Origin of the sequence: Paraburkholderia piptadeniae (assembly GCF_900007165.1) — a bacterium.
In the GTDB taxonomy this organism is placed as follows: Bacteria; Pseudomonadota; Gammaproteobacteria; order Burkholderiales; family Burkholderiaceae; genus Paraburkholderia; species Paraburkholderia piptadeniae.
The window spans coordinates 24,372-44,443 of record NZ_CYGY02000065.1; the positions used below are offsets into that span (position 1 = coordinate 24,372).

Consider the following 20,072-nt stretch of genomic DNA (forward strand, 5'->3'; position numbering starts at 1 on the left):
AGCGCCGACTCTGTTCGACAAGGGACGGGAAGGATTCACTTCTTAGCGATACGGCGCGAGGCACGCCGCATTTTTCAGGTGAGAAGAAACAGGGCCGCGCTTGCGCACTTCACACGGCCCGTCGAGGCGGAAAAGTCAGGAGCCGAACATCCGGTCGCGCGCATGCTCCAGATGCAGGCGCATCGCCTGGCCGGCGCCCGCTGCGTCCTTGCCGCGAATCGCGTCGAGCACGGCGAGGTGTTCGGTCTGCACGAGCCGCTGCCGCTCCAGCGTCTTCACCAGCGACAGATTGCGCGACAGATTCATGCTGAACACGATCTGCTCTTCGATGAACCCCATCATCGTGATGAAGAACTGATTCTTCGACGCGCGCGCGACGGCCAGATGAAACGCGAAGTCGTCCTTTGCGCCGATGCCCTGCGTCTCGATCACGCGCTCCAGTTCGTCCCACGCGTGCTGGATCGCGGCGATGTCGTCGGCGTCGGCCATCTGTGCGGCGAGTTCGGCCGCGCCCGATTCCGTCACGATGCGAAATTCGTAGCAGCGCCGGATATCGGACAGCGTTTCCAGCGGCGCGAAGCGGCGCACATCGGGATCGGGCCGGCGCGCGACCGTCGTGCCGGAGCCGTGGCGCGTCACGATGATGCCGTCCGCGCGCAGACGGGCCAGCGCTTCGCGCACGGTCGGCCGCGAGGTCTCGAAACGCTCTGCGAGCGCATGCTCGGTCGGCAGACGCTCGCCTTCCTTGTATTCCCCTTCGAGAATCCGGTTGAGAATGTCGCTGTAGATCTTGTCCGGCAGACCTGTCGATTTACGCTCGTTCATCGTCGAAGGGTGCGGCTTGTCAGAGTAGATTTGAATTGTAAGGCAAATAATGCGCGCCGCCTGATGAAATCCAGGCGCGACTGCGCTGGAAAGCGTGTCTTGGCGAGCATGCCGCCAGTATGAACGACCCTGGGCCCAACGGCAAAATTTGACAAATGTCTGATTGACATCTGTGTTTTCCGGTGCCGAAAGCGCGCATTTTTCGGCGATCGTTTAAGCTGCAGCCGCAATCGGGACACAATTTCCACTTGCGGAACACGGCGGCGCGCCGCGCTCCACGGCACGGAGGCTTCATGTACACACGCATCCTCGTTGCAGTCGACGGCAGCCATACTTCGCGCCGCGCGTTCGACAACGCGCTGAATCTGGCGAGCAAACTGGGCGCGACGCTGCGCGCGTTCTACGCGGTCGAAAGCACGCCGATGTACTTCGACGCACCCGGCTACGATCCGTCCATCCTGCGCAACCGGCTCGTCGAGCAGGGCAAGGAGCTGACGGCGGAACTGTCGGCGGCGATGCGCGAGCGCGGCGTGTCGGGCGATATTGTGGTCGGCGAAGCCTCGTCGCTGGACGACGTGCCGACGCTCGTGTTGCGCGCCGCCGCCGAGTTCAACGCTGATCTGATCGTGATGGGCACGCACGGCCGGCGCGGCATGCAGCGGCTGATTCTGGGCAGCGTGGCCGAGCGCTGCGTGCGCCAATCGACGTTTCCCGTGCTGCTGATTCCGTCCGCGGCGGGCGGCGGCGAAGCGGACAAGCCGACGCCAGCCTGAACAGCCGGCAGCGCTTCGGAGCGCGCCTTCACGAGTGTGACCTCGCTCAACAGCGAAGCGCGCAGTGACGCGTCATTTTGCCGCCTCGTTGCGCGCGCATCGAGTGGGACAATCAGCTATCACCTTTTTTAGCCGGTTGGTCCCCATGCTCACCCCTACCGCTCCCGCTTCCACTCGCGCAGTCCGCGTCCGTCACACCACTTCGCCGACCCGCACCAGCGCGCGCTGCTCGTCGTGCGCGATGCGGCAGCTCTGCATGCCGCAAGGCGTCGCCGCCAACGAACTGCCGCAACTCGAAGCGGTGATCTGCTCGGCGCGTTCCGTCCGGCGCGGCGAATCGCTCTACCGCGCGGGCGATTCTTTCGACAACCTGTACGCCGTTCGCTCGGGTTCGATCAAAACGGTGATGGCGCATCGCGACGGCCGCGAGCAGGTCACGGGTCTGCGGCTCGCGGGCGAGGCGCTGGGGCTCGATGGCATCAGCAGCGATCAGCATGCGTGCAGCGCCGTCGCGCTCGAAGACAGCTCCGTGTGCATCATCCCGTACGTGGAGCTCAAGCATCTGTGCCGAGAAATCGGTTCGATGCAGGAGCGGCTGCACAAGCTGATGGGCGAACAGATCGTCCGCGAAGCCGCGCAGATGATGGTGCTCGGTTCGCTGAGCGCCGACGAGCGCGTCGCGGCGTTCCTGCTCGACATCTCCGAACGCAACGCTCAGCGCGGCTACTCACCGGCCGAATTCAATCTGCGGATGACGCGCGAAGACATGGGCAGCTATCTCGGCATGACGCTCGAAACCGTGAGCCGCACCTTGTCAAGATTTCAAAAGCGCGGACTGATCGACGCACAAGGCCGCTTCATTCACATCGTCGATCCCGAAGGCCTGCGCCACGTCGGCGCGCCGAGCACCTGATAACACAGCGGTTCAGGCACATGACGACGCATCGAGCGTCGTCATGTGCACTCGCCTGGCACGTCTCCTGCGCGTGCGGTACAGTTCAAGACTGTCCCTTGCGACCCGGGATGCCGTTTTAGCGCCTTGCTCGGGTCCCATGCAAATCTCCCCAACAAGGAGACCCGGCGAAATGAATCGCGAGCCTGTCCTGCAGCACCCACTGGTCCAACGTCTCATCGATGCCCGCAGCGTCACGGACGCCCTCTTCTCGGTCGTCAAACCCGAATACCTTTACGAGCGCCCGATCCGCGAACGTCATCGGATCGTGTTCTACATCGGCCATCTCGAAGCCTTCGACCGCAATCTGTTCGACGAACGGATAACCGCACTGCCCGCCTTCGCGCCGGAACTCGACAAGCTGTTCGCGTTCGGCATCGATCCCGTCGATGGCGGCTTTCCCACCGATCAACCTTCCGACTGGCCTTCGATCGACCTCGTCAGCGGCTACGGGAACAAAGCGCGCGAGCAGATCGACGGCAAGCTCAAGACGTTCGAGTTTGGCCATGGCGATATGGCAACGGGTTCGCCCGCACAACTGCTGCATGTCGCGATCGAACATCGGTTGATGCATGCGGAAACGCTCGCGTACATGCTGCATCAGTTGCCGCTCGAGATGAAGGCCGCGCCCGCGCGCAGCATGCAGGGCTCGCAACAGCTGCGCAATGTCGAATCATCGCCGATGCTACGCGTGCCCGCTGGCGAGGCCGTGCTCGGCATGCTGAAAAAGGAAGGCCGGTTCGGTTGGGACAACGAATTCGGCGAGCAGCGCGTGCATGTCGATACGTTCGAGATCGACCGCTACATGGTGACGAACGCCCAGTACCGCGAATTCATCGATGCGGGCGGCTATCGCGATCGCGCTTTGTGGAGCGAAAAAGATTGGGCGTGGAAGGAGGCCGAGGACATCTCGCATCCCGCGACGTGGTCGCAAAACGGCGATGACGAATGGACGCTGCGCACGATGTTCGAGGACGTTGCGTTGCCGCACGATTGGCCCGTCTACGTGAGCCACGCTGAGGCGAGCGCGTACGCGCGCTGGACGGGCAAGACGCTCCCGACGGAAGCACAATGGCAGCGGGCGGCGCACGGCACGCCGCCCTCGGCTTCGGGCAACTTCGATTTCCGCAACTGGGACCCGCAAGCCGTCGATGCGTCGCCGGACAACGTCAGCGCGTTCGGTGTCGAAGGCCAGTATGGCAACGGATGGGAGTGGACGTCGTCACTATTCGAGCCGCTGCCGGGTTTCGATGCGTTTCCGTTCTATCCCGGCTATTCCGCCAATTTCTTCGACGGACAGCACTACGTGCTCAAAGGCGGCTCGGCCCGCACTGCGCAATGCATGGTGCGGCCTACTTTCCGCAACTGGTTTCAGCCGCGGTATCAGCATGTGTACGCCGGGTTCAGGTGCGTGCGGAACTGACTAATAAAGCGGAAGTTGATGTCAGATTTTGACTTCCGCTTTAGTGCAAATTTCTTCAAAAATTGCTTTAATTTTTCAGAAAATGCCCTAACGCATCTTTGTGTCAACGTGATCTCGCACGAAATGAAACAGGCGAATTTCCTCTTCTGATCGAGCCACAACCTTGACACATTGAAAAACGCTTACGGTGGTAAATCGACGTCCTACGTAGGGCTGGCTGTACGTGGCGTTCGTGATCGACTTGTTCGCTCGTCACATCGTTGGCTGGCGCGTCAATTCGTTGACGACCACGGATTTCGTTCTGAATGCCCTTAGGGGATCTCGTAGCTTGATCGCCCGATGTTCCTGCTCAACCACCAGACTACTGAGATACTTGGACTGGCGGTTCTCGATTGGTGTGTCGATTGCGCGATACAGGTATTTCCATTGGCCATTAACCTTGATGTAGATCTCGTCGACGCGCCAGCTCTTGCCAACGGGTCCGCCTGTGGCGGCGAAACGCTTTTTCCAGCACCGGCAGCAGCTTGATGATCCAACGATGCACATGGCCGGACACCTTATTGCAACAGAACTAAGACACCCGCCCAGCAGTTCTACGCGTTAGACATCTCAGTAGTTCTAGTCATATCAGGCTTTTTTCAACTACCAATTGTTATTGCGACAGAACCGGAATGATCGGCATCCAGCACGTTATAGGGCTGTAACGTGGAAACAACATAAAAAATGGCCTCTACATAGAGGCCATTCCATTTTTGAAACATCGATTCAAAACCTGAATCGTTTCATATAAAAGCGCATCCAGCAGCTATCGCCTCATCGCAGCGGCCCGAAGCATTGCTGATAACGTAATTAGCCCTGCACCCAATGGGGGCCCATAGTCATAAAAACGCAAATGCCGCGCGAAGAAAATTGTGGAAGTTGAAATTACTATCAATACTACAGCTGCAATGATGGAAAAAACCAACAGAAAATCCTTATTCACGAATTACTCCTTGCGTCGAAATTTCCCCGCTTCCGCATTCCATCCCAAAACCAAAAAGGTTCTGCTTTGGCGCGACAAAAATTTGCATAGTACCCTCCGTACGCTAGCAACAGTCCTCCATTCAATAGCAACTCTTGAAAGCCGGTGAACAGTTCGCGCGGATCTGGCGAAACGAAAAGGTTGAGGAAGACAATGGTGACGCTGATGCCAGCCATTATGATCAATGCCAGCGGCACCCCGATGTTTAGCAGCAGCATAGACCCAAGTACAACTTCCAAATATTTGATCATTTGGTAGAAGCCGATGTCCGCCATAGCCCCTATGTAGGCGCCCACTTTTCCTGCGTGGCTGAAATCCGGTACGTATCTGAAAATCACGAAATTTAGCCCGGAAGAGAGATAGTGGAAAGCGAAATATAGCCTCATCCACATGACGACGAACTTCCAAGGTGATTCATTTGCTATTTTCATCGCATTTTATCCTTTCTTTGCGGATTATAAATTCTGCTATCGGCCTTTTACTCACGCTAACGACGGTCCGTTCCATATACGTCCACGCGTACCGTGGAGCCACGCATCGGCGCACGCGATGTTCTCAGGAGAGAGACTCCCCTTGATCATTCGACATCCTGCCTCCTTAAACGGCATTGCGAAGAGTGAAACGCGTAGCCTTGTGATGCCATTGTTTTTGTATTCAATTTAGACTACTTAATAGTATGGTTTGTAACATCGTTTTGTAAATGCCGGGGAAACCCCCAATAGGAAGATCGATCACCTCCGCGCGGTGGCCTGCCCTCGCCGACTGGTCCGGATAAACGTCTCCGCACTCGGTGTCGGCATCACCACGCGTTTCCAAGCGTCGCTGCTGCAGCAGAAAAGCCCGCATCTCGCGGGGTTTTTTCGATGCCGAATCCGAGCGTGGCCCTTGATGTGATCCTGACTTGCGTTCGCTGGTATGTGGCCTAGCCGTCAGCCTGACTCCGTGAAGTAGTAACGTCGCAGTAACAGAGTCTTCATCGATAAAAAAAGCCATCCCTCATCGATGGCTTTTTTGTGCTTGAAGACTGTGATTTAAATGGTGCGGGCGATCTTGAAGTTGGTAACCAATGCCTGTAAGCGTTCTGCTTCTGCATGAACGCCACGGGCTGCAGCAGCGGCCTCTTCGACCAAGGCTGCGTTGTGCTGGGTCACCGTATCGATTTCGCCGATCGCCTTGTTTATCTCCATGATGCCCCGGTGGCCGTCATCGGATGCATGAGTGATCTCCTCCATCAGGGTCGATACGTGTGCGAACTCACTCACCACCTCGTTGATTTTGGACCCAGCATCGTTCACCAGCTGAGATCCTTGGTCAACGCGGGTGACCGAATTGCTGACCAATTCCTTGATTTCTTTGGCGGCCGATGCCGAGCGTTGAGCCAGCGTGCGGACCTCTTGGGCGACGACGGCGAAGCCACGACCTTCGTTGCCAGCACGTGCAGCTTCAACCGCCGCGTTAAGCGCCAAGATATTGGTCTGAAAGGCGATACCCTCGATAGTCGCAATGATGTCGGCGACTTTCCTGGATTGATCGGCAATGCCTGTCATGGTGGTCACGACCTCTTTCATGACCTCTCCACCGCCGTTTGCCAAATCGGACGTAGTCTGCGCGAGTTTGAGGCCCTGTCTGGCATTCGTCGCGTTGTTCTGCACGGTCGCCGTCAACTGCTGAATCGAAGCTACCGTCTGTTCGAGAGACGCCGCCTGTTCCTCGGTGCGCTGGCTCAGATTCTCGTTACCTGCCGCGATTTCGGATGCGCCGGTCAATACGGCCTCACTACCGGACCGGACCTGCTTTACGATATCCACGAGACTCTCATTCATGCGGCGAAGCGCACGCATCAATTGGCCGAGTTCAGTATCGGAATGTACCCTGACTTGTGACGTCAAATCCCCCGACGCAACTGCCTCGGCGATTTTTACGGCGTCATTTAACGGGAAGACGATTGACGTGGCAACCGTGTTGCAGACATATACCGTCGCAATGATAGCGATACATATTACGGTGAATGTCAGCATGAGGGCCATATCATAGTCATGAATGGCCTTTTCCGCAGACTGATCTGCCTGTTTCTGAATGAAGTCCATGTGGGCGGTGAGCGTGTTCTCCGTGGACTTGAAAACAGCAAAGATCCTGGTGTTGGCGAGCGCCTGCTCGGTAGCAAAATCTGGATTATCAGACATTGCAAGAGTGTAGAGTTCTTTGTTGATCACCGCGTACTCGGCAATTGCTTTCTTATCGTTCTCGAAATACTGACGATCCTCGCCCGGCAGCGCGTTCTTCTCATAGCGATTGACACCCTTTCTCAGCTGATCCAAGGCTTGGACCCGGATCGCAGCATTGGTATCTTTGGCTTGTTTGGAATCAGACAAGACCAGACCCAGCGTGGCGCGACGATCCGTACTGAGGGCCAGACGAAGATCAGCAATCGTTTTGATTGACTCCATCCAATTCTGTTTGATGTCCAGTAGATGTGATTCAATCCGATGCGCTTGGAACAGAGCAACTCCCGCGGCACTACACAGCAGCAGGATAACGATTGCGAAGCTAACAAACAGCCGGTTGCGTACTTTGAGATTGCGAAGAAGCCGTAGCATGTTTTTTTGTCTAGATTGATTGTATAACCTTGGATTTCGGCATGAACCCTTTAAGTGTGGATAGGGGGCAAGCATGATTGTGGAATCTGATCTTATGTGTTAGTGCCAGACCTCGCGAGATCTATCGATGCCTAAGGCAATGCTGATCAGGTCCATCACAGAACGACTGGTTCTGTCGCGATAGCGATTTCAGGTTAAGCAATGCCAGATATGACCAGGACTACTTATGCTCTCAACGTATAGAACTACTCCACGGGAGTTTGTCGGGCGCCGTTGTCTTTCATCTGCCCCGTGGCGATCATATGAGTCACCAGCATGGGCCGCGTCGCCCGAGCGCGACGCAGCACGGGGAGCCGAGGATGGCCGCCGTGCCCGGCTTTCCCGGCCCGTGGCTGCAGCGTCCGAATAGCGGCGTCGACTGAGCGAAAGTCGTGCATGGCGAGCAGTGCGTGCGCCTGTTCCAACCGTTGCGCGCGGCCGCGACGATCATCGGACTCACGCGCGCGAAGGCGATCGTCGATAAGGGCGAAGGGAAGGGCCGCGCAGGATTAGATAATGCGCCGGCAACGTTTTAGTGCGAAGGACGAGCGGTGTCGTTCACGCCGGTGCGCCAATGGCGCTGGAGGAACTCGGGCTGCCCCTCAGAGCAACTGCCGAGACATCGGCTGGCCCATGAGTCGCGGAATTAACAAGTAAGCGCTTGAGCAGCACAATGAAAATATCCGCTTCGTCCTCAGTTAAGAGGCTAATCAATTTTTTGTCAGTCGCCCCGAAAAGGCTGTAATTTTCGCCACCATGGCCACTCCGCTTCCCGTAAGCTGAACACACAAGCAGCGACAGTCGTTTGGATGCCGAGATCTCGTCACAATTCCAGCGTCCATGAGACGCCGAGTGAGTCTGGATAGCGACCCCATATCGCAATTCAGCCGGCGGGCGAGCTGAACCTGCGTCATGAATTGCCGCCCAGCGAGGCATGCGACGACCTTAGCTTGTGCAAAGGAAATCCCAAGCGATGACTTCAAATGTCGATCAGCAGACTCGGAGATCGCCTTGTCGATTTCAATCAAACGGGTTAGCCAATTTAAAGCTGGAGCTTCATCTACATGGCTTAGGGGTAGGTCCTCCTCGCTCTTCATATCCGCTGCTCCTTCAAATGTGATCGGAACCAGTAGTTGGGTTTGCGCCTATACGTCCGGACACCACCTCCTACTATGTATGGTTGATCATTCGGTCCTGCGCCGCTACCACATGCCCGGCGCACTGCGCTGAATTGCTCTCGGCTTGCGGGTTGAACGTTGCCGACGTCACTTGACTTCATTATATAATTCCAAATTGTATACTATAATTGGGATTGGCAAAGAGGACCTCGTGGCACTTTCTGAGCTTGATGGGGGTGACTTTGCTACTGTATACCCGTGAAGACCACGGCAGCGATGACGAAAACATGCTCATCGCTGCCGTTTCTCAATGAAGCATTAGAATCGATGCATCATGCCAAGCTGGAAGACTGACTGGATATTGCCGCTTGCTACGATGTTCCCGGTTTCTGCGGCGTATGCGCCATTGGTGCGTCGATATACGCCAGCGGCATAGACCGAGGTGCGTCTCGACAACTTGTACGTCAACTGCAATGCGGCCCGGTTGATCACTACGTTCTTCAGCAACTCGTTACCATTTTCGTAGGTATAGGCGCCGCCGAGGTTCCAGGCCGGTGAGAAGTCGTACCCGACGCCACTTGCTAGCGCGGAAATCTTGGCACCCGTATGGGTGTTGCGCGCCTCGCTGTATATGCCCGAGACGGTGAAATGGGCGTACTTCGTCCTTGCGCCCGCGAGCAGGTTGGTGATGCCACTATGTCCGTTGTTGACCGGCGCATAGTTCTGCTCAGTGTAAACAACAGCAGCACGCGTTTCCCCATTCCGGAAGTTGATCGCAGCGCTTTTTCCGGCCCCGTTGTCGAAGTCTCCCGCTGTGCCGCCGAGGCTATACATCACGCCAACCGACAGCCCTGCAAGCTCGTCCGAGACGACCTTGATGACATTCGACATCCGTTTGCCGCCGACACGATCCCAGTTGGTGGCCGCTAATCCTGTAATCTGGCCGTTCGTTGTGACAGGTGCGAACGGCCCGCCTGCGACGGCACCAGCAATCTGAGCTAAACCTGAAACGCCGAGCAGGTCGGCACTGAAGCTACCGGTCCGGAAGTTGAGCATACCGCCAGTGATGCCCGTCGCGGGATCGATACCGCCGAGCAGGTAATAGTCGAAGGCGAAGAGTCATTCTGCGGTCCTAGGCGGAAGCTGCCAATCCTTGCTTGACTGAGCCCGACCCACGACGACTTCTCGAACATCGCGCCGCGCGACTGCGGATCAAGCCCCTGTGCTCAGGCTGATCATCGAGTCGAGGCTGAAGTTGGTGCGCAGGCCCCGCCATGTCCTCGCTCCCGCGGAAGAAGAACTTGGTCGGAAAGATGGCGGAATCCTGCATTTGAAACAAACGTGCCCCACCTGAATCACGATAGGTAGCGACACCTTCGTCAAGGAATCCTCCAAACATGAGCTACTTTGCGCATGCGCGACCGTAATGCTCATGCAAACTGATGCGCATGCCAACGGCACCCTGGCCCATCGGTGTTTTCTCCCGGCCACTTGTGATTCATACATTTTCCTGATTGTTATATGTGATCTCTGAAACCGACTGCTGGTGAGTTTGAAAACACGAGTACGTGTATTTGTTACGCTGGTCCGTTTTCCTCCTGAAGAAGCTAAGCATCCAATGCGGCGTCGAGATTCCAGTTGGACACCCAAAGCAACTCGTGAATCGCGCGCGGCTGGTCCAGTGCCAGCTGTCCGGAGGCACCGGTGGAATAGAGAAGGGGGCCGATCTCGGCCTGACGAACGACCGGGCTCACCACGTTAGCGATGAAGATGTTATGCGAGCCGGTTTCCATGACTTGCCCAATCTGGCATTCAAACGTTGTGAGGGCGTTGGCGAGGACCGGCAGGCCGGTCTCGCCCACCTTGCCAGTCGCCCTTCGCGAACTTCTCCTCCAGCGCGAATGGACCGGCGAATCGATTGGCCAGATCGAGCGCTGCCCACGGCAATACAATTACCGTGAACCGCGTGGCCGCCCTCGTTCTGTTTGGCGTGAAACGCTAGTGACGACCGCCCCTAAAGAAAAGCCTCTTAGCCGTCATGGCTCAGGGGCTTTTTTCCGTCTGTACTCGCCCTCACGCAGCATCGTACGCGTTTGCCCTAGTATAATGGTAGTCTTTTTTGCATACAACATTGTGATAATCGCATCTGTAACCCCAACATAAAGGAGACGTTACTTGAACACGAATCGAAAAATCTTCGTCGGAGCGGCACTCGCTTTCGCCGCAGTCGCCGGTATCACGATGTCGAGTCGTGGCTTCGCGGCACCGACGGTACCCGCCAAAGCCTCGGTCGCCAAAGCACCGGCGAAGTCGGCGCCGGTCAAGCTGATCGCTGCCGGACCGAACGAGAATTCGGACATGGTTGCCCGTGCACTGGCGCCGGCATTGAGCAAGGCGCTGGGCACCGATGTTGTTGTCGAAAATCTGGCGGATGCAGCTGCGGTGTCGGCAGCAAAAGCAGCACCCGCAGACGGGCTGACCCTTCTCGTCGGCGATACCGAACAAGTGGACGCCGCACGTCAGGATTTGACGCCCGTGGCACAGGTCACCGGTCACGCGGGCCTAGTTTTGGTTGTGGGCAACGGCGCAGGTTTGGGCGGTACCGACATCAAGGACTACGCCGATATGATCAGCCGTCTGAAGGACAATCCGAACTGCTACATGTTCGGATCTACAGGCACTACGTCGCGTGAATATCTGGCGATGGTGGCGTTCCAGAAGCGTGCGGGTGTCAAAATGATTCATACCGCCTACAAGAGCGACGCTGAACAGATTCCGGCGCTCTTGACCGGCAAGGTGCAAATAATAGAGATTCCGTACGAAATGGCGGTGCCGCAGATCAAGGCCGGCAAGATGCGTGTGCTCGCGGTCTTGGGTTCGCGCCGTATTCCCGAGATTCAGAATGTTCCGGCACTCGGCGAAATGTTCCCAGGCTTTGATTTCGCGTCGCATACGGGTGTGTTGGCACCGAAGGATCTCCCTGCGCCGATCCGCGATAAGATCGCGAATGCTGTGAAGACCGCAGTGCAGGACCCGAACGTCCAGAAGGCGCTGAACGTCAACGGTCACCAGGCTGCTTATCTCGCATCCGCTGACTATGCGAAGGTTATCGCCACTGATCACGACAAGCTGAGTCAGCCCGCGAAGTAACGTTGTTCGTTGCGTCGGTAACGACAGGGGCTCGATGTTCTGAAAAGGCATCGAGTTTTTTCTCCTGTCGCCCATCCATCTCTTGTCAACTGGAGGTCGCTTTCACGATCGCCGAAACACAAACAGTTGCCTCTGCATCTCGTCTTTTCGAATGCTGTCGGAATTCCCCGCCCGGTCTCTTTCTCACGCTGCTGCGCTAAGGGGTTATCGACGCCATCGTGGTAACCCAGCCTACAGAGCGTCTAGCGATAGCTAGAAGTGCGAGCCGCTCTATTCAATACGCTCAGCGCGTTCTAGCTCGAGGGCACCGCGCTCTTGGCCAGAAGCCTTTAATCGACGTGGAGGACTTGCGCGATTTCGACTGGATACTTCCACCGTCAAATCTACCGCCGCGACAATTATTGGATAACGCGCGTTTCACCAGGCATGCGTGGCACCGCCGCGACGGTTGAAACCGTCCTCGCGACCGATGTCGTGACCGCGATCATGCGAGAGGTGTTCCATCTTGAGCTAAAGATGAACAACAAAAGGACGTTGAATGTACCTCTTAGACTTCCGATCCGTTCGATCGCGTTGACCACGCGAGGGCGTGAACTTCACTTCCGCGTGGATTTTCCTGCGCTTCAGCTCGCGGCGTCTCCTGCACTTCGATTGCTTGATCGGCCACCCGCCGGTCGTAAAATTCCGCGTCAAAACCACTGAAGTGATCTGCTAGGTCTTGACCGTAGTCACTTGAGCCAAGATGTGTATTTTCCTGTGATCTAAAGGAATAACTCATATCGTTTTATCGCAATCTAGCGCCCTTTTCGTTAGACGGTCGAGCGAATGCCACAATCGACAGACAAGTCAGCGCACCTGAGATTGTTCTGACGAAGCGTTTTTCGTTCTCGTGTAGCGTCCAACTATCAGGAGATTTGCGCGCAGCGCAATGATCCGCTGATACCCTACTGACAGGCATCAATTTATTCGCGTGCCGTACACAGCCAGATATTCTCACCGGTACTCACTCACGCCCAATTGCAGCCCTCGAAATAATTAGCGAGATATTGCCTGTAATCGTTGCCCTCGGCTGTTCGACTTCACTCGCTATCACGTTACACCTCCTTTTATCTATCGCAGTTCGCGGCCTTCCTCCTTGGGAAGACCGGCGAATGCCACGACCGAAAGCAGCGTCAGGGCCCCGACGGCGAAAAATGTTATCGGGAAGTCATCGATTACCAGATGATCTGCGCCGTGCCCATGAACGTGCGCGGTGACCGTCAGGCATGATGCGCAGACTGCGACACCGAAACTCATCGACGTCTGTTGCATCATTGTCGAAAGTACCGTGGCCTTACTCATCATAGTCTTAGGAATGCCAGAATAGCCAACCGTATTCATAGTTATCATCCCCAGAGAATTAACGATACCCGAGACGAAAAGCACGAAGCACATACAACCAATCGACGTCGTCGGTCTGAACAATCCATAGCAAGCGAATGTCGCACCCGTCATCGCGGCACCGAAGATCATGATCGGCTTAAATCCGAACTTCTTTATTGCGCGATCCATGATCGGGCGGACACCGAATGCGCCGACAGAGAGCCAAGCGCTCATCAAGCCAGATTGAACGGGCGTCAATCCCAAACCGACTTGCAAGAGCAGCGGAACAAAGATTGGAGCCGAGCCGACCGCTAATCTCAGCGGCATGCCGCCAATCGTCGTGATGCTAAATGCTTTATATCCAAGAATCTTGAGAGGGATAATAACGTCGAGACGTCCACGACTATAAAGCGCGTATGCGATTGTTGCCAGAACCCCAATAGCCGTGATTCCGATCGTTATGCTTACAGGGACGAAATTGCGGCCGACGGTTTCCAGACCGCACACGATGCCGGAGAGCCCTATCGCCATGAGAATAAATCCCGTCATGTCGAACCGCTCAGATTTCTCCGAGCGCGAATCCGGCACAAACTTCAACGACAGGAGGATGCCCAGCACACCGAATGGAATGTTGAGCAGGAAGATCCATCGCCAGGAGCCCACCGTGACGATCATTCCTCCGAGAAGCGGCCCGATGACACGCCCAACGGTGCCCGGGACAGTAAACCATACCATCGCGGCCACCAGCTGCGCTGCCGGAATGCTTCGCAGCAGAATCAGGCGCCCTACCGGCACCATCATGGCGCCGCCGAGACCTTGCAAGACCCGGAATAGAACGATCTGAGTGATCGAGGTGGCTGCGCCGCATAGTGCGGATGCCAGCGAGAAGATTGCGACTGCTGAACAGAAGACGCGCCGCGTTCCGAACCTATCGGTGAGCCACCCGCTTGCCGGGAGAAATAGTGCGAGGCTCAACAGATACGCGGTAATAGCGAAGTTGAGATGAAGTATCTCAACATTCAGGGAAGTGGCAATCGACTGGAGAGCCGTGCCCAATATCGAGGTATCGAGACTCTGCAAAAACATCGGCACCGCAACGATCATCGGAATCAGTCGTGTACGCCTGGATACAGATCGAGACTCCGGGGTGGAGTCTCGCACTTCCCCAACAGTTATATTTTTCTCAATCACCGGATTGTCTAGCGTTTCGCGATTTGACGTCGATAGATATCGACAATCTTGGGATCGTAGTTGCGGAAGAATTGCTGTCTGACGGGATCTGTTAGGGTGTTCAGTTTTGCAATCTCATCGGTCGTGACGTTATAAACCGTCATTCCGTGACGTTCAAGTTCAGCACGATCGGTTTTCGCCTGTTCTCGAATCAGGTTGCGCTGAAAGCGCCCTGCTTCTACCGCAGCGTGTTGCAAAACATTTCGATCCCGAACCGTCAACTTCCGCAAGACTGCCGAATTGGCAACGATTGCAATTGCGCTGTATGAGTGATTCGTGACCGAGACGGCCGATTGAACATCATAAAAGTGGCCGGCCAAGATCTGTGAATAGAAGTTATCTTCTGCAACGATACGTCCACTCTTGAGTGCTCCGTACAGTTCCGGATACGGAAGTCCCACGACGTCAGCGCCCAAGACCTTAAACGTCTCAACGAACGCGGGTTCCGGGATCACACGAACCGGCCGGTTCGCCAGATCGAGCGCATGCCGGAACGGCTCGCCCGACGTCGTGATCTGCCTGAAGCCGTTCTCCCACCACGCGAGACCCGTCAGGCCGTGACCCTGGAGACGCGACAACAGAATTTGCCCAAACGGGCCATCGAGCAGCGCCTGCGCCTGACGTTCGCTGTGGACAACGAACGGCAGATCCATGATTTCGAATTCGGGCACGAGATGACGCAGTGCCGGCGTCACCAGCAACATCAAATCCGGGGCGCCCGGGCCACCTGCCTGCAATGTCTTGATCTGATCATTTGGCGAACCCGGAACTGTATCCGCGCTTACGCTCACCACCAGACGACGGTGCGACTCCCGGTTCACGATATCTGCGAACTTGGCCATGCCGCGCATTGTCGGCTGGTCCGACGACATATGCGGTCGATACTCTGCGATCGTGAGAGTTTGAACAGGCCGCCCATGCACGACCATCGGCTGCACGATCAACAGCATGCCAAATACCGCACTTATAATATCGCTACAAACTCCGCTCAATGACCAACCTGATTCAAGACGTAAAAATCTTTTCGTCATCTTTTCTGAAATAGCGCCAAATTCTTAAAAGAAAAAAAGCTACGTTACCGAAGCAACGTAGCTAAATCCCTCACTTCAAATCCGAAATCAGATCGAATCAACAGCGTCCGACTTGAAAACTTTGGGAAACTTATTCCAGTCGCTGATGCGGCCGATCGTCGTTTTGAACGTCATCATCGGCAGGTAATACTTGATGTACCAAACCATCAGAATCAGGTTCATATACAGGCAACCGACGCCCATGTACGGCGTGAACATCTTGTCAAAGCGATGGTTCAACACGATCGCGTTGTACCAAACGACGAACGACACCGGCAGAAGCATAAGCAGGCCGACCGGGACGAAGACACCGAGAATGAGCGAAAGGCCACCCAGAATTTCGCACGTCTTCACGATATGGAAAAAATGCGTGTGAACCATCGTGACCAGCAGTTCATTCGACGCGGGCAGCGTGCCGAACGGTTGCGGGAAGATCGGCGACATACCGAGAGCCGTACGCCAGTAACTGGTCCCGCTGACGACCATCCAGCCGCCGAGATATAGTCGGCAGAACGTCAGAATGACTTTGCCGATGAGTTGCGGCATCGTTTTGCGATCATCGTTGTGCATAGTGTGCTTTGATCCTTTTCTGTTTAGTTCGCAGCCTGCACAGGCGCAGCCTTCTGTTGCGTAATGCGATCATGACGGATGATCCAGCCAGACCCGCTGATTTCGTAGACATCGACGACGTCTTGCGCCGACTGGCCACGCGTGGCGCCGATCATCTGGTAGACCGCGACGTCCATGCCTTGGACGATGATCTTCTTCACCTCGTGGGGAATGGGTTCGCCATCCTGATGATCGATCGTGTTTGGCGCGTTATCAACAGCCTTTTCCGAAAAATAAGTCTTGTACGCCTCGACGCCCTTACCGTCTGTATAGGCCAGGTCCATGAACTCCTGAACGATGTCATGCGGCAGTTTGCCGGTGCCTGCATGCCAGTGCCAACGCGGATCCGAATGCAGACCATAAGCGATCTGTGCGATGAACAGGAAGCCGACGATTGCTGTGACCACGCGTCCAGTCATGCTGTCCATCCACGCGTTCATACGCGTGGCGATACCCACCGAGGAGAGAACCCCTTGGTTATTCGACATCCTGCCTCCTTGAAAGCATTGTGAAGAGTGAAACGCTTCGGCTCGCGATGGTTCGGATCAGCGTCGTTTGTATTTAATTTAGCCTACCGAATCGTATAGGCCAAAGGATTGTATGTAAACGTCGGGGTTTCCCTATTTCCGTTGTTGGCGGATAGGTGCTATTTGATGTATGCAACATTTCCTTCCCGTGGGATGTAATCCGCGGAAAGTGAAGGCGCCTGGCGGGCGGCAAGGGTTTTTTTGCGCTGACGGAACCGCCAGCAGTAAGTCGTTCAGAGACGAGGAACCCGTACGCCGCGATACTTAACGCGGCGTGTTGACGGAAGCCTTGCCATCCTCGGCCGTCCGTGATGCCCGAGTCCCAGTTCCTGCTTCAAATCCTGGAGTCGCGCTTGATACGACAGCGCATGCGCGCCCGGGTGACCGGTTCTTCCGGTGCAACGTCACCCGGAAGGGTCGACAGGAAGAAGTACTTCAATGGGTCAGTGAACACGATCCACCACCGGCATTGGCCCTTGCAGCGCCTGATGCCAGATGACTGGGGTGTTGCGGTTACGTTACTACTGGGGCATCTGACCAGCAGGAGTGCCGGCCGCCGCACGCCGTTGCGCCACGATTGCGCCTGCGCGTATCGCGCTATCGGGGTAGTCGAACCAGTCGTCGGACTGATCGTAGCCCGCCTGCCGCCATTCGATCAGGTCGGCGCGCACCTTGGCCCGCGTCAGCGGCACCGTCGAATCGTACGGTTGGGCCGGCGCCGCAACCGACGCGAAGCAGCACGCGGCGGCAAGGACGCCGAGCGCTATACGCGGTAGGGAGTTCATGGCAAGGCCTTTCTTATCGGGGTTATCATTAAAAGTATAGGCGCTGTCTTGATAAACGAAAGGCAGATCGAAACATATTCACTTCTCGAGTAGTGCACAGGCGAGGGGCGAGAAATATGGTTCCGGCAAGCATCGCGCCGACGAGGCGCTCTACGTCCCGCGCTCCCGAAGCAATCTTCGAAAGGCCACCGACTAACGGATCACTGATCGCGTATCGTTCGCGGCTGTCCTGTGTCCACGCAGGAATTTCGACAACACGGCCACTGCCAGAGCGAAGCGTCGAGGCGCGCCGCAATTGTCGAAAGAATGCGCGCCGGAAGCTTCTGGCTGCCGTCCGTCGCAAAGGACCGTGAAGGGCGCGACGCCCGCGTCGCGTCGCGTCTTCAATGCGGCGCACCGGATACCGGGAAGCGTCGCTTCTTCAGGAAGCGTGAATCGTCTGAATCAACGTCAGCAACTGCGCGTCGGTCAGCTGCTGACGCTCGGGCAGTGCCGCCACGCGCTTCCGCGGGCGATATCCGTTGACGCTCGTGCAAAGGATTTCGCACTGCGCCGACAGTGGATATTGCCGGCACTGCGTGTCCATTCAGGCGTGCTTCATAGGAAATCCTTCGCGAAGAACGTCGCTGCTCTTCTTGCGATTTCCGGGTCCATCTGCAAGCGTTTGTTCTCCGCTTGCAGACGCGAAAGTTTCATCTGCTCCGCCGCAATGACCTTGGCCACGGGCCATTCAACATGCCGGCTTCGGACGCTTTGGGCCTGAACCAGTTGCGGAGCGTTTACGTCGACATGTCCAATTTGCAGGCCAGAGCGCTCACGCCCGACAGCAGGTGAATCGATCAACCAATTGTGTTTTATCTTTTTTGAGGAATTGGTTTGCACTTAGGTACTGCCGTTTGCCGAAGTTATAAGGTCGATCTTCTCGGTGACATCCGCGACTTTGGCAACAGCGGCGCTCGGCTTTACAACACGAACAAAGCGGGAGTTACGCCGATGCCAGCGACGTCGTTGGCTTGTTTGTTGGTGCGCCCCCGAAAAGTCGCGCGTGACTCTTACCCATTACGAGAACTGTTGCTATCTATATCTGCAATCCTGCCATCGCTTTTTCCTTTGCATTCCCAAGCAATTCCCCCGAATCAAAACAGCGGACCTCAGATGTCATCTAGGGAATACCCTCAAACACAACACTTTATAAATTTACTCACTTGCCTTATACAACATAGTATATTATTTTGCATTCGTACGGTTGTGCATCGCTTCCCCCGTGTGCAACGTCGCCCACTCTACGAAATTAACATCCACATGTAGGAGACACTGGAATTGCGTAAACTGCTCGTTAGCTGCGCCGTTGCCGCAGCAATCGCGCCTGTGATGGTACAGGCACAGACCAGCGTGACGCTGTATGGCGTTGCCGATGCATTCGTCGGTTACTTCGGAAACTCCGAAGGCCAACACGTCGTCAGCATGAACAGCGGCGGTGCCGGTGGTTCGCGTTGGGGCATTCGCGCGAAGGAAGATCTGGGCGGCGGTCTGGCAGCGATCGCCGTGCTCGAAAGCGGCTTCAACATCAACAACGGCACGTCCGGCCAGAGTGGTCGTCTGTTCGGCCGTCGCGCCTACGTCGGCATCGACAGCCGCGAACTCGGCCAGATCATCGCAGGTCGCCTGCAAACGGCCGGCTACGAGTGGGGCGGTACCTTCGATCCGATGCTGCTGGCAGCCGCCTCGCCGCTTGGCTCGATTGGTGGCGAAGAACCGCGTCCATGGATTTTCAACATGCTGCAAGATCCGGCTCGCCAAGACAATACGATCCAGTACTCGTCGCCGACGTGGCATGGTCTGAACGGCACGGCGGCGTATTCGTGGGGCAATAATCAAGGTCTGCAGAACGCAACGCACTACCAACTCGCGACGCTTACCTACGCCAACGGCCCGTTGCTCACGAGCTACGGCTTCGGCCACAGCCTGCAACCGTCAGCGGCCATTGCACGCAACACGTACGAGCACGTCTTGGGTGTGAGATACGACCTCAGCTTCGTTGCGCTCTACGGTACGTACCAGGTGCGTCTGAACGATCCGGGCCGTACCGATAAGGGCTGGCAAGCCGGTGTCACGATTCCGACCAGCCCGTTCGGCACCATTCGCGCTTCTTACGGCGGACTAAGCGACCAGAACATTACCTATATCGGCAAAAGCGGTCCGGAGACGGGCAACTGGGCGATTCGCTCGGCTGCTATCGGTTATACGTACCAACTCTCGAAGGCGACGATGCTGTACGGCTTCTTCAAGAAGCTCTGGAACAGCGGAATCGCTCACCAAACGATCTACCCGCCTGGTGGCCTCCCTGCCCCGACCGGCAGTCACGCCAACGTAACCGCACTCGGCCTGGGTCTGGCAACGCGCTTCTAAGCCTCCCTACTGTGAAAAAAAAGCCCGCTTCGAGCGGGCTTTTTTTTCATAGTCCTCTGCATATCAAAACGTCGATGGTCGCCCTGTTCATAGGCTCCCGCTCATCGTTCTCGGTCGCGTCGGTCCAACGCCGTCATTGGCCTGTGTGCGAGCTGAGCCTTCCCACCCTCTGAAGGCGGGCA

General features: G+C 56.4%; 16 protein-coding genes and 2 pseudogenes. 5 read left to right on the forward strand and 13 right to left on the reverse strand.

Annotated features, from left to right (window positions below):
- Positions 1-135: 135 nt before the first annotated feature.
- Complete coding sequence (locus tag BN2476_RS31520) at positions 136-825, reverse strand: FadR/GntR family transcriptional regulator (RefSeq protein WP_087738118.1); 690 nt, start codon at positions 823-825, stop codon at positions 136-138.
- A gap of 293 nt (positions 826-1,118) precedes the next feature.
- On the opposite strand from BN2476_RS31520, the gene BN2476_RS31525 reads away from it, so the two are divergent.
- From BN2476_RS31525 to BN2476_RS31535, 3 genes are all read left to right on the forward strand, one after another.
- Positions 1,119-1,598, forward strand: a complete 480-nt coding sequence (locus BN2476_RS31525) for a universal stress protein (RefSeq protein WP_087738166.1) — start codon at positions 1,119-1,121, stop codon at positions 1,596-1,598.
- A 145-nt stretch (positions 1,599-1,743) separates the two neighbouring features.
- Positions 1,744-2,511: a fumarate/nitrate reduction transcriptional regulator Fnr gene (gene fnr / locus BN2476_RS31530; protein ID WP_087738119.1), complete on the forward strand. Its 768-nt coding sequence runs from the start codon at positions 1,744-1,746 to the stop codon at positions 2,509-2,511.
- A 172-nt stretch (positions 2,512-2,683) separates the two neighbouring features.
- The gene (locus BN2476_RS31535) at positions 2,684-3,973 is read left to right on the forward strand and encodes an SUMF1/EgtB/PvdO family nonheme iron enzyme (protein ID WP_087738120.1); all 1,290 of its coding nucleotides are present in this window, start codon (positions 2,684-2,686) and stop codon (positions 3,971-3,973) included.
- 396 nt (positions 3,974-4,369) lie between these two features.
- Here BN2476_RS31535 and BN2476_RS45830 read toward each other — a convergent pair.
- From BN2476_RS45830 to BN2476_RS31570, 6 genes and pseudogenes are all read right to left on the reverse strand, one after another.
- Positions 4,370-4,517 (reverse strand): annotated as a pseudogene (locus BN2476_RS45830) (DDE-type integrase/transposase/recombinase); the annotation flags it as partial.
- A 434-nt stretch (positions 4,518-4,951) separates the two neighbouring features.
- Complete coding sequence (locus BN2476_RS31545; protein ID WP_087738121.1) at positions 4,952-5,425, reverse strand: hypothetical protein; 474 nt, start codon at positions 5,423-5,425, stop codon at positions 4,952-4,954.
- Positions 5,426-6,025: 600 nt separating this feature from the next.
- A complete protein-coding gene (locus tag BN2476_RS31555) occupies positions 6,026-7,591 on the reverse strand; it encodes a methyl-accepting chemotaxis protein (RefSeq protein ID WP_087738123.1) in 1,566 nt (521 codons plus the stop codon).
- A gap of 749 nt (positions 7,592-8,340) precedes the next feature.
- Entirely contained in the window at positions 8,341-8,727 is a 387-nt protein-coding gene (locus BN2476_RS49560; protein WP_328590424.1) for a MarR family transcriptional regulator, read from the reverse strand.
- Between the two features lie 339 nt (positions 8,728-9,066).
- Positions 9,067-9,804: a porin gene (locus BN2476_RS48650; RefSeq protein WP_235851039.1), complete on the reverse strand. Its 738-nt coding sequence runs from the start codon at positions 9,802-9,804 to the stop codon at positions 9,067-9,069.
- A 551-nt stretch (positions 9,805-10,355) separates the two neighbouring features.
- Positions 10,356-10,610, reverse strand: a complete 255-nt coding sequence (locus BN2476_RS31570; protein ID WP_160111791.1) for a flavin reductase family protein — start codon at positions 10,608-10,610, stop codon at positions 10,356-10,358.
- 313 nt (positions 10,611-10,923) lie between these two features.
- On the opposite strand from BN2476_RS31570, the gene BN2476_RS31575 reads away from it, so the two are divergent.
- A complete protein-coding gene (locus BN2476_RS31575; protein WP_087738125.1) occupies positions 10,924-11,898 on the forward strand; it encodes a tripartite tricarboxylate transporter substrate binding protein in 975 nt (324 codons plus the stop codon).
- 1,110 nt (positions 11,899-13,008) lie between these two features.
- On the opposite strand, the gene BN2476_RS31580 is transcribed toward BN2476_RS31575, so the two are convergent.
- The 6 genes and pseudogenes from BN2476_RS31580 to BN2476_RS31605 all read right to left on the reverse strand — a co-directional run.
- Positions 13,009-14,364, reverse strand: a complete 1,356-nt coding sequence (locus tag BN2476_RS31580; RefSeq protein ID WP_087738126.1) for an MFS transporter — start codon at positions 14,362-14,364, stop codon at positions 13,009-13,011.
- Positions 14,365-14,459: 95 nt separating this feature from the next.
- On the reverse strand, positions 14,460-15,440 hold the full coding sequence (gene dctP, locus BN2476_RS31585; RefSeq protein ID WP_087738127.1) for a TRAP transporter substrate-binding protein DctP: 981 nt from the start codon (positions 15,438-15,440) through the stop codon (positions 14,460-14,462).
- 168 nt (positions 15,441-15,608) lie between these two features.
- Positions 15,609-16,130, reverse strand: coding sequence for a DoxX family membrane protein (locus BN2476_RS31590; protein WP_087738128.1), 522 nt, complete (start codon positions 16,128-16,130; stop codon positions 15,609-15,611).
- Between the two features lie 23 nt (positions 16,131-16,153).
- The gene (locus BN2476_RS31595; protein WP_087738129.1) at positions 16,154-16,657 is read right to left on the reverse strand and encodes a hypothetical protein; all 504 of its coding nucleotides are present in this window, start codon (positions 16,655-16,657) and stop codon (positions 16,154-16,156) included.
- A gap of 560 nt (positions 16,658-17,217) precedes the next feature.
- Positions 17,218-17,481 (reverse strand): DUF4148 domain-containing protein, encoded by a 264-nt coding sequence (locus BN2476_RS31600; protein WP_087738130.1) that lies wholly within the window; start codon positions 17,479-17,481, stop codon positions 17,218-17,220.
- Positions 17,482-17,908: 427 nt separating this feature from the next.
- A pseudogene (locus BN2476_RS31605) lies at positions 17,909-18,299 on the reverse strand (IS3 family transposase); the annotation flags it as partial.
- A gap of 502 nt (positions 18,300-18,801) precedes the next feature.
- Here BN2476_RS31605 and BN2476_RS31610 point away from each other — a divergent pair.
- Complete coding sequence (locus tag BN2476_RS31610; protein WP_087738131.1) at positions 18,802-19,890, forward strand: porin; 1,089 nt, start codon at positions 18,802-18,804, stop codon at positions 19,888-19,890.
- The last annotated feature ends 182 nt before the right edge of the window (positions 19,891-20,072 follow it).

Coding starts and splice junctions, on each gene's coding strand:
- BN2476_RS31520 (WP_087738118.1), bottom strand. CDS start 825: ATGAACGAGCGTAAATCGACAGGTCTGCCGGACAAGATCTACAGCGAC.
- BN2476_RS31535 (WP_087738120.1), top strand. CDS start 2,684: ATGAATCGCGAGCCTGTCCTGCAGCACCCACTGGTCCAACGTCTCATC.
- BN2476_RS31595 (WP_087738129.1), bottom strand. CDS start 16,657: ATGTCGAATAACCAAGGGGTTCTCTCCTCGGTGGGTATCGCCACGCGT.
- BN2476_RS31580 (WP_087738126.1), bottom strand. CDS start 14,364: ATGATCGTTGCGGTGCCGATGTTTTTGCAGAGTCTCGATACCTCGATA.
- BN2476_RS31555 (WP_087738123.1), bottom strand. CDS start 7,591: ATGCTACGGCTTCTTCGCAATCTCAAAGTACGCAACCGGCTGTTTGTT.
- BN2476_RS31525 (WP_087738166.1), top strand. CDS start 1,119: ATGTACACACGCATCCTCGTTGCAGTCGACGGCAGCCATACTTCGCGC.
- BN2476_RS31600 (WP_087738130.1), bottom strand. CDS start 17,481: ATGAACTCCCTACCGCGTATAGCGCTCGGCGTCCTTGCCGCCGCGTGC.
- BN2476_RS49560 (WP_328590424.1), bottom strand. CDS start 8,727: ATGAAGAGCGAGGAGGACCTACCCCTAAGCCATGTAGATGAAGCTCCA.
- BN2476_RS31545 (WP_087738121.1), bottom strand. CDS start 5,425: ATGAAAATAGCAAATGAATCACCTTGGAAGTTCGTCGTCATGTGGATG.
- BN2476_RS31590 (WP_087738128.1), bottom strand. CDS start 16,130: ATGCACAACGATGATCGCAAAACGATGCCGCAACTCATCGGCAAAGTC.
- dctP (WP_087738127.1), bottom strand. CDS start 15,440: ATGCTGTTGATCGTGCAGCCGATGGTCGTGCATGGGCGGCCTGTTCAA.
- BN2476_RS48650 (WP_235851039.1), bottom strand. CDS start 9,804: ATGCTCAACTTCCGGACCGGTAGCTTCAGTGCCGACCTGCTCGGCGTT.
- fnr (WP_087738119.1), top strand. CDS start 1,744: ATGCTCACCCCTACCGCTCCCGCTTCCACTCGCGCAGTCCGCGTCCGT.